Annotated in this window: 11 protein-coding genes; all 11 read left to right on the top strand. The window is 71.5% G+C overall.

The window, feature by feature from the left end; genetic code table 11:
* Positions 1–2 precede the first annotated feature (2 nt).
* The 11 genes from lysA to ACZ51S_RS25365 all read left to right on the top strand — a co-directional run bounded on the left by lysA (position 3) and on the right by ACZ51S_RS25365 (position 12,902).
* Entirely contained in the window at positions 3–1,394 is a 1,392-nt protein-coding gene (gene lysA / locus ACZ51S_RS25415) for a diaminopimelate decarboxylase (protein ID WP_468800782.1), read from the top strand.
* Positions 1,395–1,563: 169 nt separating this feature from the next.
* Positions 1,564–2,853 carry a homoserine dehydrogenase gene (locus ACZ51S_RS25410; RefSeq protein WP_468479014.1) on the top strand — a complete coding sequence of 430 codons (1,290 nt, stop codon included), beginning with the start codon at positions 1,564–1,566 and terminating at the stop codon, positions 2,851–2,853.
* Positions 2,854–2,859: 6 nt separating this feature from the next.
* Positions 2,860–3,930, top strand: a complete 1,071-nt coding sequence (gene thrC / locus ACZ51S_RS25405; protein WP_468479004.1) for a threonine synthase — start codon at positions 2,860–2,862, stop codon at positions 3,928–3,930.
* A 361-nt stretch (positions 3,931–4,291) separates the two neighbouring features.
* A complete protein-coding gene (gene thrB, locus ACZ51S_RS25400; RefSeq protein ID WP_468479005.1) occupies positions 4,292–5,230 on the top strand; it encodes a homoserine kinase in 939 nt (312 codons plus the stop codon).
* 414 nt (positions 5,231–5,644) lie between these two features.
* Complete coding sequence (gene rho / locus ACZ51S_RS25395; RefSeq protein ID WP_468479006.1) at positions 5,645–7,711, top strand: transcription termination factor Rho; 2,067 nt, start codon at positions 5,645–5,647, stop codon at positions 7,709–7,711.
* 265 nt (positions 7,712–7,976) lie between these two features.
* Complete coding sequence (locus ACZ51S_RS25390; protein WP_468800775.1) at positions 7,977–9,080, top strand: LCP family protein; 1,104 nt, start codon at positions 7,977–7,979, stop codon at positions 9,078–9,080.
* A 183-nt stretch (positions 9,081–9,263) separates the two neighbouring features.
* The gene (gene rpmE, locus ACZ51S_RS25385) at positions 9,264–9,482 is read left to right on the top strand and encodes a 50S ribosomal protein L31 (RefSeq protein WP_007266580.1); all 219 of its coding nucleotides are present in this window, start codon (positions 9,264–9,266) and stop codon (positions 9,480–9,482) included.
* Positions 9,483–9,601: 119 nt separating this feature from the next.
* Complete coding sequence (prfA, locus tag ACZ51S_RS25380) at positions 9,602–10,681, top strand: peptide chain release factor 1 (RefSeq protein WP_388939721.1); 1,080 nt, start codon at positions 9,602–9,604, stop codon at positions 10,679–10,681.
* A 43-nt stretch (positions 10,682–10,724) separates the two neighbouring features.
* On the top strand, positions 10,725–11,570 hold the full coding sequence (gene prmC / locus ACZ51S_RS25375) for a peptide chain release factor N(5)-glutamine methyltransferase (RefSeq protein ID WP_007266582.1): 846 nt from the start codon (positions 10,725–10,727) through the stop codon (positions 11,568–11,570).
* 52 nt (positions 11,571–11,622) lie between these two features.
* Positions 11,623–12,270, top strand: coding sequence for an L-threonylcarbamoyladenylate synthase (locus ACZ51S_RS25370; protein WP_388939723.1), 648 nt, complete (start codon positions 11,623–11,625; stop codon positions 12,268–12,270).
* A complete protein-coding gene (locus tag ACZ51S_RS25365; protein WP_388939725.1) occupies positions 12,267–12,902 on the top strand; it encodes an arsenate reductase/protein-tyrosine-phosphatase family protein in 636 nt (211 codons plus the stop codon). The genes ACZ51S_RS25370 and ACZ51S_RS25365 overlap by 4 nt, the downstream gene beginning before the upstream one ends.
* Positions 12,903–12,960 lie beyond the last annotated feature (58 nt).

Below are 12,960 nucleotides of genomic sequence, written 5' to 3'. Positions count from 1 at the left end.
CGATGAGCCGTTCCGCGCACCCCGCCGGGCCCCGCCACGCCGACGTCCTGCCCGAGGGCCACTACGCCCCGCCGCCCGCCGACCTGAACGCGCTCGACGAGAAGGTGTGGTCCCGTACGGTCACCCGCGACGACGACGGGGTCGTGTGCGTCGGCGGCATCCAAGTGACGCGGCTCGCCGAGGAGTTCGGGACCCCCGCCTACTTCCTCGACGAAGAGGACTTCCGCGCCCGCTGCCGCGCCTGGGCGCACGCCTTCGGCAAGGACGCCGACGTGTTCTACGCCGGCAAGGCCTTCCTTTCGAAGGCCGTCGTGAAGTGGCTCAAGGAAGAGGGGCTCAACCTCGACGTCTGCTCCGGCGGCGAGCTGGCCACGGCCCTCGCCGCGGGGATGCCCCCCGAGCGGATCGCCTTCCACGGGAACAACAAGTCGGAGAGCGAGATCCGCCGGGCCATCGGCGCCGGCGTCGGGCGGATCGTGCTCGACTCCTTCCAGGAGATCGCCCGCGTCGCCCACATCGCCCGCGAGCTGGGCGTACGCCAGCCCGTGCAGATCCGCGTCACCGTCGGCGTCGAGGCGCACACGCACGAGTTCATCGCGACGGCCCACGAGGACCAGAAGTTCGGCATCGCCGTCGCCGACGGGTCCGCGGCGGAGGCCGTGCGGCGGGCGCTCGGGCACGACAGCCTGGAGCTGCTCGGAGTCCACTCCCACATCGGCTCGCAGATCTTCGACATGGCCGGCTTCGAGGTGTCCGCCAAGCGGGTGGTCCGGCTGCTGGCCGCCGTCCGCGACGAGCACGGCGTCGAGCTGCCCGAGATCGACCTCGGCGGCGGGCTCGGCATCGCGTACACGTCGGCCGACGATCCGCGCGAGCCCCACGAGATCGCCAAGGCGCTCACCGAGATCGTGGCGCGGGAGTGCGAGGGCGCCGGGCTGAAGGCGCCCCGGATCTCCGTCGAGCCCGGCCGCGCCATCGTCGGCCCGACGGCCTTCACCCTGTACGAGGTCGGCACCATCAAGCCGCTCGAGGGGCTGCGGACGTACGTGTCCGTCGACGGCGGCATGTCCGACAACATCCGTACGGCCCTCTACGACGCCGAGTACGCGGTCACCCTGGTCTCCCGGGTCTCCGACGCCGAGCCGATGCTCGTCCGCGTCGTCGGCAAGCACTGCGAGAGCGGTGACATCGTCGTGAAGGACGCCTTCCTGCCGGCCGACCTGGCGCCCGGCGACCTCCTCGCCGTGCCCGCCACCGGGGCGTACTGCCGCTCCATGGCCAGCAACTACAACCACGCGCTCCGCCCGCCCGTCGTCGCAGTGCGCGACGGCGCGGCCCGGGTGATCGTCCGCCGCGAGACGGAAGAAGATCTCCTGTCCCTCGACCTCGGATGAACCGCATGTTTTCGGGGGAGGCCCCCGGGCCCCCAAAATAGACGTCTCAGTGCACGTCTCACTCAATGGACCGAAGATGGAAACTTCTGTCCATTGAGTGAGACTGGGTCATACCTGACGTGCAAACCGCGCGCCGGGAGCGAAGAAAGATGAAAGGCGTAGGTCAATGATGCGTACGCGTCCGCTGAAGGTGGCGCTGCTGGGCTGTGGCGTGGTCGGCTCAGAGGTGGCGCGCATCATGACGACGCACGCCGATGACCTGACAGCCAGGATCGGCGCGCCCGTCGAACTCGCCGGTGTGGCCGTGCGCCGTCCCTCCAAGGTGCGCGAGGGCATCGACCCGTCGCTGATCACCACCGATGCGACCGCCCTCCTGAAACGGGGCGACATCGACGTGGCCATCGAGGTCATCGGCGGCATCGAGCCGGCCCGCACCCTGATCACCACCGCCTTCGAGCACGGCATCTCCGTCGTCTCCGCGAACAAGGCGCTGCTCGCCCAGGACGGTGCGGCCCTGCACGCGGCCGCCGAGCAGGCCGGGCTGGACCTCTATTACGAGGCCGCCGTCGCCGGCGCCATCCCGCTGGTCCGCCCGATGCGCGAGTCCCTCGCCGGCGACAAGATCAACCGGGTGATGGGCATCGTGAACGGCACGACGAACTTCATCCTCGACAAGATGGACTCGACCGGCGCCGGCTACCAGGAGGCCCTCGACGAGGCCACCGCCCTCGGGTACGCCGAGGCCGACCCCACCGCCGACGTCGAGGGCTACGACGCCGCCGCCAAGGCCGCGATCCTGGCCGGCATCGCCTTCCACACCCGCGTCCGCCTCGACGACGTCTACCGCGAGGGCATGACCGAGGTCAGCGCCGCGGACTTCGCCTCCGCCAAGCGCATGGGCTGCACCATCAAGCTCCTCGCCATCCTGGAGCGCGCCGCCGACGGCGAGTCCGTCACCGCCCGCGTCCACCCGGCGATGATCCCGCTCACCCACCCGCTCGCCTCCGTCCGCGAGGCGTACAACGCGGTCTTCGTCGAGGCCGAGGCCGCCGGGCGGCTCATGTTCTACGGGCCCGGCGCGGGCGGCTCTCCGACCGCCTCCGCGGTCCTCGGCGACCTCGTCGCCGTCTGCCGCAACAAGCTCGCCGAGGCAACGGGGCCCGGCGAGTCGGCGTACACCCAGCTGCCGGTCAGCCCCATGGGGGACGTCGTCACCCGCTACCACATCAGCCTCGATGTGGCGGACAAGCCGGGCGTGCTCGCCCAGGTGGCGACCACCTTCGCGGAGCACGGCGTGTCGATCGACACGGTCAGGCAGCAGGGCAAGGACGGCGAGGCCTCCCTCGTCGTCGTCACCCACCGCGCACCCGACGCCGCCCTCTCCGGGACCGTCGAGGCGCTGCGGAAGCTGGACACCGTGCGCGGTGTCGCCAGCATCATGCGTGTTGAAGGGGAGTAAGGACCCATGAGCAGCAATCGCACCCACCAGTGGCGCGGCATCATCGAGGAGTACCGGGACCGCCTGCCGGTCACGGACACCACTCCCGTGGTCACGCTCCGCGAGGGTGGTACTCCCCTCGTCCCCGCCCAGGTGCTCTCCGAGCGCACCGGCTGTGAGGTCCACCTCAAGGTCGAGGGCGCGAACCCCACCGGGTCCTTCAAGGACCGTGGCATGACCATGGCCATCACCAAGGCCAAGGAGGACGGCGCCAAGGCCGTCATCTGCGCCTCCACGGGCAACACCTCGGCCTCCGCCGCCGCCTACGCGGTTCGTGCCGGGATGGTGTCCGCCGTCCTCGTGCCCCGCGGCAAGATCGCGCTCGGCAAGATGGGCCAGGCCCTCGTGCACGGCGCGAAGATCCTGCAGGTTGACGGCAACTTCGACGACTGCCTGAACCTGGCCCGCGCGCTGTCCGACAACTACCCGGTGGCGCTGGTCAATTCCGTCAACCCGGTGCGGATCGAGGGCCAGAAGACGGCCGCGTTCGAGATCGTCGACGCGCTCGGCGACGCCCCCGACATCCACGTGCTGCCCGTCGGCAACGCCGGCAACATCACGGCGTACTGGAAGGGCTTCAAGGAGTACAAGGCCGACGGCCTGGCCTCCCGCACGCCCCGCCTCTGGGGTTTCCAGGCCTCCGGCTCCGCGCCGATCGTGCGCGGGGAGATCGTCAAGGAGCCGCACACCATCGCCACCGCGATCCGCATCGGCAACCCGGCCTCCTGGGACTACGCGCTCGCCGCGCGCGAGGAGTCGGGCGGTTTCATCGACGAGGTGACGGACCGCCAGATCCTGGCGGCCTACCGCCTGTTGGCCGCGCAGGAGGGCGTCTTCGTCGAGCCCGCCTCGGCCGCGTCGGTCGCCGGTCTGCTGAAGGCCGCCGAGGCCGGCCTGGTCGACCCCGGCCAGACGATCGTGTGCACCGTGACCGGCAACGGCCTCAAGGACCCCGACTGGGCCATCGCCGGCGCCCCGCAGCCGGTGACCGTCCCGGTGGACGCCGAGGCCGCCGCCGTCCGTCTCGGCCTGGTCTGACCCCGGGCCCCCGGGGGCCGAGGGCTTCCCGCCCCGGCCCCCCGGGCCCCACGCCCCGGTTGCCGGATTCCGGAAGTCTCCGGAGTCCGGCGGCCCGGCCGTACGCCGCCGGAAGCGAGCCGGAAGCAGCCGGTCGCAGCGGTATCCGCCGGAAGACAGCGACACGCATCGTGCGCCTCCTGTGCGCCCTATGTCGCGGGAGAACCTTCCTTCGATACGCTGTACTTACATCCGCCACCGCGCACATGACCACGGTGCTGCCCCACGGGCCTTCGGGTGTCGTACGTTCTCCAGTACATTCGCAGCGAAGATCCCGCACAGCAGCCGGATCCCGCACAGTCACAAGGAGTGTCATCGACCGATGGCAGGTCCAGCGTTCCGCGCCGCCGCCGTACGGGTGCGCGTCCCCGCCAGCAGCGCCAACCTCGGCCCCGGCTTCGACGCCCTCGGCCTGGCCCTGGGGCTCTACGACGACGTCGTCGTCCGGGTGGCCGACTCCGGCCTGGACATCGACATCGCAGGTGAGGGTGCCGACACCCTCCCGCGGGACGAGAGCCACCTCCTCGTACGCTCCATGCGCACCGCCTTCGACCTGCTGGGCGGGCAGCCGCGCGGCCTGGAGGTCGTCTGCGCCAACCGCATCCCGCACGGCCGGGGCCTCGGCTCCTCCTCCGCCGCGATCTGCGCCGGCATCGTCGCCGCCCGCGCCGTGACCATAGGCGGCGAGGCCAAGCTCGACGACGCGGCGCTGCTGGAACTCGCCACCGAGATCGAGGGCCACCCCGACAACGTCGCCGCCTGCCTGCTCGGCGGCTTCACCCTCGCCTGGATGGACGGCGGCAGCGCCAAGGCGATCCGGATGGACCCCTCGGATTCCATCGTTCCGGTGGTCTTCGTCCCGTCGAAGCCGGTCCTGACCGAGACCGCGCGCGGGCTGCTGCCGCGCTCCGTCCCGCACGTGGACGCGGCGGTGAACGCGGGCCGTGCGGGCCTGCTCGTGGAGGCCATGACCAGGCGTCCCGAGTTCCTGCTGCCCGCCACCGAGGACCGGCTGCACCAGGAGTACCGGGCCCCGGCGATGCCGGAGAGCGTGGCACTCGTCAACCGGCTGCGGGCGGACGGCTTCCCCGCGGTCATCTCCGGTGCGGGCCCCACGGTCCTCGCGCTGGTCGACAACGGCGCGGCCGACAAGGTCGCGCGGCTCGCGGGCGAGGGATGGGCGGCCAACCGGCTCGCCCTCGACGCCGCGGGTGCGAGCGTCCTTCCGCTGGGCGCCCAGGGCGGTCAGCCGGTGTCGTAGCGACACGGCCCCGGGGGCGGGCGGCCGGGCAGGCCGTCCGCCCCCGGCAGGGCGATTGCCGGTGATTGAGAGGGGGAATGTCTGTTGGATCCGGTAGTGTTAACCTCAAGTGCGCATCCGAAGCCGCCATGGCTCGGTGCTCAGTGTCCCCATCCGGGACCACATTTCTTCCGGGAGCCTCCCCGACTGCTTTGATCACTGCCAGCAGCTTCGGGCACGCTCCGGAATCGGCGTGACATTCCCACGCTTCCAGCTCGGGGGCTTCTCGCCGGAACCACCACGCACGTTTCTCTCCGCCGTATCTCTACCGGCGGACCACCGCCCCGGCACGGTCCACACCTAGGACTGTTGTCGGACAGCACAACCGGTCGCCGAGCCAGACAGGCCGACGTCCGCTCCAGGGAAGGACCCTTCGTGAGCGACACCACCGATCTGATGGGCGCTGCCGACACCAACGTCGACACCAGTGCTCCCGCCGCGGGCGCCGCCCCCAAGCGCCGCCGCTCCGGTACCGGCCTCGAGGGCATGGTCCTGGCCGAGCTGCAGCAGGTCGCGTCGGGCCTCGGTATCAGGGGCACCGCGCGGATGCGCAAGAGCCAGCTGATCGAGGTCATCAAGGAGGCGCAGGGCGGCAGCGCCGCCAAGGCCGCCGCGGCCCCCGCCGCCGACGCCGCCGAGGCCAAGCCGAAGCGCCGCGCCACCAGCAAGGCCCGCACGGGCGAGGCCGCCGCCGCGGCTCCCGCGGAGAAGGCCGCCGTCCAGCCGCAGATCGAGATCCCGGGCCAGCCGGCCAGCGAGGACGCGCCCATCGGCGAGCGCCGCCGCCGCCGGGCCACCGCCCCCTCCGGCAGCCCCGAGTCCTCGGCCCCCGCCGCCGTGCAGGTCGAGCAGAAGACCGAGACCGCCCCGGCGGCGCAGCCCGAGGCCAAGGCCGAGGCCGCCGTCGCGGTGTCCGCCCAGCCCCAGGGCCAGGCGCAGGAGGCCGGCGAGGGCCGCACCCGCCGCGACCGCCGTGACCGCGGTGAGCGCGGTGACCGTGGCGAGCGCGGTGACCGTCAGCAGGGCCGCCGTGAGCGCGGCGCCAAGGCCGACGAGCAGGGTCAGCCGCAGGGCGGCCAGGGCCAGCAGCAGGGCGGCGGCCGCCAGGACCGTACGGACCGCGCGGACCGCCAGCAGCAGGGCGGCCGAGGCCAGGGCCGGCAGGACCGTCAGGACAACGGCCCGCAGGACGACTTCGACGGTGAGGACGGCCGCCGCGGCCGCCGCGGCCGCTACCGCGACCGCCGGGGCCGTCGCGGCCGTGACGAGTTCGCGCCGAACGAGCCGCAGGTCGCCGATGACGACGTGCTGATCCCCGTCGCGGGCATCCTCGACATCCTCGACAACTACGCGTTCATCCGGACCTCCGGCTACCTGCCCGGTCCGAACGACGTGTACGTCTCCCTCGCCCAGGTCCGCAAGGCCGGCCTGCGCAAGGGCGACCACACCACCGGTGCGGTCCGCCAGCCCAAGGACGGCGAGCGCCGCGAGAAGTTCAACGCGCTCGTGCGCCTGGACTCCGTCAACGGCATGGCGCCCGAATCCGGCCGCGGCCGGCCGGAGTTCCAGAAGCTGACCCCGCTCTACCCGCAGGACCGGCTCCGCCTGGAGACCGACCCGGGCGTGCTGACCACCCGCATCATCGACCTCGTGTCGCCGATCGGCAAGGGCCAGCGCGGTCTGATCGTGGCCCCGCCGAAGACCGGCAAGACCATGATCATGCAGGCGATCGCCAACGCGATCACCACCAACAACCCCGAGTGCCACCTGATGGTCGTCCTGGTCGACGAGCGGCCGGAAGAGGTCACCGACATGCAGCGGTCGGTCAAGGGCGAGGTCATCTCCTCGACCTTCGACCGCCCGGCCGAGGACCACACCACCGTCGCCGAGCTGGCCATCGAGCGCGCCAAGCGCCTCGTCGAGCTGGGTCACGACGTGGTCGTCCTGCTGGACTCCATCACCCGTCTGGGCCGCGCGTACAACCTCGCGGCGCCCGCCTCCGGCCGCATCCTGTCCGGTGGTGTCGACTCGACCGCGCTGTACCCGCCGAAGCGCTTCTTCGGTGCCGCGCGCAACATCGAGGACGGCGGCTCGCTGACCATCCTGGCCACCGCGCTCGTCGACACCGGCTCGCGCATGGACGAGGTGATCTTCGAGGAGTTCAAGGGCACCGGCAACATGGAGCTCAAGCTCGACCGCAAGCTCGCCGACAAGCGCATCTTCCCGGCCGTCGACGTCGACCCGTCGGGCACCCGCAAGGAGGAGATCCTCCTCAACAGCGAGGAGCTCGCCATCGTCTGGAAGCTGCGCCGGGTGCTCCACGCGCTCGACTCGCAGCAGGCGATCGAGCTGCTGCTCGACAAGATGAAGCAGACGAAGTCGAACGCCGAGTTCCTGATGCAGATCGCCAAGACGACCCCGGCCGGCAAGAACGACGACTGACCGGGTCGCCCGTAGTACGGAACCGCCCCCGCCACTTCTGTGGCGGGGGCGGTTCCGTTTTTGCGATCTTCACCACACCCCCGCCCGCCGGCGCACTCCCGCGGCCGTACCGAAACCCCAGGCAGACCGGCGCCACACGGCCCCCGGGGCACCCCGGGTGGTGCGCCCCCGGCGTGCGAACGGCACCGGGAGCCGTGGAACCCTGGACCGCGCTCACCCGTCTGAGTGAGTGACGACGGGCAACGGAGCCAGGACTGAGGAGAGCATGAGCGAGGACAGCAGAGGCCGCGGCCGCCGAGCCGCACGCGGAGGCCGGCGCAGGGGGCAGCCGCGGCGCCGCAAGGGCCTCACCGTCACCGCCTGGACCGCCGCCGGAGTGGTCCTGCTGGGCGGGGGCGGGCTGGGCTGGTTCTACTTCAAGCTCAACGGCAACTTGCACAGCGTCGACATCGACCAGGCCCTCGGCAAGGACCGCCCGGCCGACGTCGACAACGGCTCCATGGACATCCTCGTCCTCGGCTCCGACTCCCGCAGCGGCGCCAACGGCGAGTACGGCCAGGACGACGGCGGCTCCGCCCGTTCGGACACCGCGATGATCGTCCACCTCTACGAGGGCCACCACAAGGCCAGCGTCGTCTCGATCCCGCGCGACGCGATGGTCCCGCGCCCCGCCTGCGCCACCGGCAAGGGCAAGACCGACCCCGGCCGGAAGAAGGCGCAGTTCAACGAGGCCTTCACGGTCGGCGGGCCGGCCTGCGCGGTCAAGACCGTGGAGCAGCTGTCGGGGATCCGCATGGACCACTACATCGAGGTCGACTTCACCGGCTTCAAGAAGATCATCGACAACCTCGGCGGGGTCGAGCTCACGACCACGAAGCCGATCAAGGACGACGCCAGCCACCTCGACCTGCCGCCCGGCCCGCACAAGCTCAACGGGGAGCAGTCCCTGGGCCTCGTACGCACCCGCAAGAGCGTCGGCGACGGCAGCGACCTGGGCCGAATACAGCTCCAGCAGGCCTTCATGAAGGCGCTGATCAAGCAGGTCAAGGGGCTCGGGGTGTTCGACAACCCCAAGAAGCTGTTCGGCCTCGCCGACTCCGCCACCAAGGCGATCACCACCGACAAGGCCCTCGGTGACGTGAAGTCCCTCATGGGCTTCGCCCAGGGCCTCCAGGGGATCGGCGCCGAGAACATGCACATGATCACCCTGCCGGTGGGGCCGGACCCCGCCGACCGCGACCGGGTGGTCCCCCTCACCAAGGAGTCAAAGATGGTCTGGGACTCCCTGCTCGCCGATCAGCCGATCCCGCCCCAGGCCACCGAGAAGTCGGCCGGGGACAAGAGCACCGCGGGCTCGATCGTCCAGTAGGAGGGGCTGCCGGGATCCGGCAGGACCCCCGGGGAATAGGCGGCGTCCCCTCCCCGTTGAGGGGAGCGTTCCCGGAATTTTGACAGGCGGCCCGGTCCTGGCAGACTGGTCTGTCGGCCCCGGTTCACGCAGTGCGCAATTCGGCTCCTGCGACCCGGCGCCCTCCCGAATCTAGGAGACACCTTGAAGCGCGATGTTCACCCCGAGTACGTCGAGACCCAGGTCAGCTGCACCTGTGGCGCGTCGTTCACCACCCGCAGCACCCTGACCGAGGGCACCATCCGTGCCGAGGTCTGCTCCGAGTGCCACCCGTTCTACACGGGCAAGCAGAAGATCCTCGACACCGGTGGCCGCGTGGCCCGCTTCGAGGCCCGCTTCGGCAAGGGTGCGGCCAAGAAGTAGCGCGACCCAGGCGCCGGTCATCGGCCGCCCCCTGACCACGCGGGGGCGGCCGGACCGGCGCCTTTGTCGTCGTTCAGCCAGCCCAGCCCATTTTTGACTTTTCACCACAGGAGCATCCGATGTTCGAAGCGGTCGAGGAACTGGTCGGCGAGCACGCCGACCTCGAGAAGAGGCTCGCCGACCCTTCGGTCCACTCCGATCAGGCGAACGCGCGCAAGCTGAACAAGCGGTACGCGGAGCTGACCCCGATCGTCGCCACCTTCCGTGCGTGGAAGCAGGCGGGCGAGGACATCGAGACGGCCAAGGAGCTGGCGGCCGACGACCCCGACTTCATCGCCGAGGTCAAGGAGATGAGCGCCCAGCGCGAAGAGCTCACCGAGAAGCTCCGCCTGCTGCTCGTCCCGCGCGACCCCAGCGACGACAAGGACGTGCTCCTGGAGATCAAGGCGGGCGCCGGCGGCGACGAGTCCGCCCTGTTCGCCGGTGACCTGCTGCGCATGTACCTGCGCTACGCCGAGCGCGTGGGCTGGAAGACCGAGATCATCGACTCCACCGAGTCCGAGCTCGGCGGCTACAAGGACGTCCAGGTCTCCGTCCGCACCAAGGGCGGCAACGGGGCCACCGAGCCCGGCCAGGGCGTGTGGGCCCGGATGAAGTACGAGGGCGGCGTGCACCGCGTCCAGCGCGTGCCGGCCACCGAGTCCCAGGGCCGCATCCACACCTCCGCCGCGGGCGTGCTCGTCACCCCGGAGGCCGAGGAGGTCGAGGTCGAGATCAACATGAACGACCTCCGCATCGACGTGTACCGCTCCTCGGGCCCCGGCGGCCAGTCCGTCAACACCACCGACTCGGCCGTGCGCATCACGCACATCCCGACCGGTGTGGTCGCCTCCTGCCAGAACGAGAAGAGCCAGCTCCAGAACAAGGAGCAGGCCATGCGCATCCTGCGTTCGCGCCTGCTGGCCGCCGCCCAGGAAGCCGCCGAGCAGGAGGCCTCCGACCAGCGCCGCAGCCAGGTGCGCAGCGTGGACCGCTCCGAGAAGATCCGTACGTACAACTTCCCGGAAAACCGGATCTCGGACCACCGCACCGGCTTCAAGGCGTACAACTTGGACCAGGTGCTCGACGGTGACCTCGACTCGGTCATCCAGGCCTGCGTCGACACCGACTCCGCGGCGAAGCTCGCGGCCGCGCACTGACCTTCGCCCCACCCCCCGTACGACAGCAGCCCGGAGGACCAGCGTGAACTTGCTGCTTGCCGAGGTGGCCCAGGCCACCCAGCGGCTGGCCGCCGCCGGCGTGCCCTCACCGCGTTTCGACGCGGAGGAGCTCGCGGCCTTCGTGCACGGCGTCAAGCGGGGGGAACTGCACCACGTCAAGGACGCGGACTTCGACGCCCGCTACTGGGAGGCCGTCGCCCGCCGCGAGGCCCGCGAGCCGCTCCAGCACATCACCGGCCGGGCCTTCTTCCGGTACCTGGAGCTCCAGGTCGGCCCCGGGGTGTTCGTGCCCCGGCCCGAGACGGAGTCGGTCGTGGACTGGGCCATACACGCCGTCCGCGCCATGGACGTGGTCGAGCCGCTGATCGTGGACCTGTGCACCGGCTCCGGGGCCATCGCGCTCGCCATGGCCCAGGAGGTGCCGCGCTCGCGCGTGCACGCCGTGGAGCTGTCCGAGGACGCCCTGCGCTGGACCCGCAAGAACGCCGAGGGCTCCCGGGTCACCGTCCACCAGGGCGACGCGCTCACCGCGCTGCCCGAGCTGGACGGGCAGGTCGACCTGGTCATCTCCAACCCGCCGTACATCCCGCTCACCGAGTGGGAGTACGTGGCGCCCGAGGCCCGCGACCACGACCCCGAGATGGCGCTCTTCTCCGGCGAGGACGGCCTCGACACCATCCGCGGCATCGAGCGCACCGCCCACCGGCTGCTGCGGCCCGGCGGCATCGTCGTGATCGAGCACGCCGACACCCAGGGCGGCCAGGTGCCGTGGATCTTCGCCGACGAACGGGGCTGGGCCGACGCCGCCGACCACCCCGACCTGAACAACCGTCCGCGCTTCGCGACCGCCCGCAAGGCCATGCCGTGACCCGCGCGACCGCTTCCCCCGCCACCACCCCGCCGCACGAGGAGATCCGCTGATGGCCCGGCGATACGACTGCAACGACGCGACGGACCGCAAGACGGGTCTGCGTGAAGCGGCCTCCGCAGTGCGCCGCGGAGAGCTCGTCGTGCTGCCCACCGACACCCTGTACGGGATCGGCGCGGACGCCTTCAGCCCGGAGGCCGTCGGCGACCTGCTCGCCGCCAAGGGACGCGGCCGCAACATGCCCACGCCCGTCCTCATCGGCTCCCCGAACACCCTGCACGGCCTCGTCACGGACTTCTCCGAGCAGGCGTGGGAGCTCGTCGACGCCTTCTGGCCGGGCGGGCTCACCCTGGTCGCCAGGCACCAGCCGTCGCTGGCGTGGGACCTGGGGGAGACCCGCGGGACCGTGGCCGTGCGGATGCCCCTGCACCCCGTCGCGATCGAGCTGCTGACCGAGGTCGGCCCGATGGCGGTGTCCTCGGCGAACCTCTCCGGGCACCCCGCGCCGGCGGACTGCGACGCGGCCCGCGAGATGCTCGGCGACTCCGTCTCCGTGTACCTGGACGGCGGTCCGACGCCGAGCACCGAGCCGTCGTCGATCGTCGACGTCACCGGGAAGGTTCCCGTACTGCTGCGCGAGGGCGCGCTGACCGCGGAACAGCTGCGGGAGGTCGTACCCGACCTCGAGGTGGCTCCGTGAGCCCTGAGGGGCGTGGCATAGCGAGTCGGTCCTTCCGCATACTCCACGTCAGCACCGGCAATGTGTGCCGCTCGCCCATCACCGAGCGGCTGACGCGGCACGCGCTGGCCCACCGGCTCGGTGCCCTCGGCCTGCCGGCCGGGGACCTCATCGTGGAGAGCGCCGGCACCTGGGGCCACGAGGGCGCCCCGATGGAGGCCAACGCGGCCGCCGTCCTCGCCGACTTCGGCGCCGACGCGTCCGGGTTCACCGGGCGGGAGCTGCTGGACGAGCACGTCATACGCGCCGACCTGGTGCTCACCGCCACCCGGGACCACCGGGCGCAGGTCATCTCCATGGGCCACTCGGCGGGGCTGCGCACCTTCACGCTGAAGGAGTTCACCCGGCTCGTACGGGCGATAGACCCGGCCACGCTGCCGCCGCTGGACGACGGCATGGCGGAGCGGGCGCGGGCGCTGGTGCGGGCCGCCGCGGCGCTGCGCGGCTGGCTGCTGGCGCCGTCCGCCGACGCCGACGAGGTGTACGACCCGTACGGCTCGCCGATCACCTTCTTCCGCTCGATCGGCGACGAGATCAACCAGGCGCTGGACCCGGTCGTCACGGCCCTGACGGGCGTCACCTCCCCCCGCTGAGCCCCGCCGCGCCGGGCGGCGGGCGCGCCGGGCGGGTCCGGCCTACAGTGGCTGGTAC

Source organism: Streptomyces sp. NPDC034043 (assembly GCF_055575675.1).
The sequence above is the reverse complement of the archived record's forward strand: the minus strand, read 5'-3'. Positions and strand labels throughout refer to the sequence as shown.

Bases quoted from the DNA above. Each gene is read 5' to 3' on its own strand.
- thrB (WP_468479005.1), top strand. From the start codon at position 4,292: ATGGCAGGTCCAGCGTTCCGCGCCGCCGCCGTACGGGTGCGCGTCCCC.
- prfA (WP_388939721.1), top strand. From the start codon at position 9,602: ATGTTCGAAGCGGTCGAGGAACTGGTCGGCGAGCACGCCGACCTCGAG.
- ACZ51S_RS25410 (WP_468479014.1), top strand. From the start codon at position 1,564: ATGCGTACGCGTCCGCTGAAGGTGGCGCTGCTGGGCTGTGGCGTGGTC.
- ACZ51S_RS25390 (WP_468800775.1), top strand. From the start codon at position 7,977: ATGAGCGAGGACAGCAGAGGCCGCGGCCGCCGAGCCGCACGCGGAGGC.
- ACZ51S_RS25370 (WP_388939723.1), top strand. From the start codon at position 11,623: ATGGCCCGGCGATACGACTGCAACGACGCGACGGACCGCAAGACGGGT.
- thrC (WP_468479004.1), top strand. From the start codon at position 2,860: ATGAGCAGCAATCGCACCCACCAGTGGCGCGGCATCATCGAGGAGTAC.
- lysA (WP_468800782.1), top strand. From the start codon at position 3: ATGAGCCGTTCCGCGCACCCCGCCGGGCCCCGCCACGCCGACGTCCTG.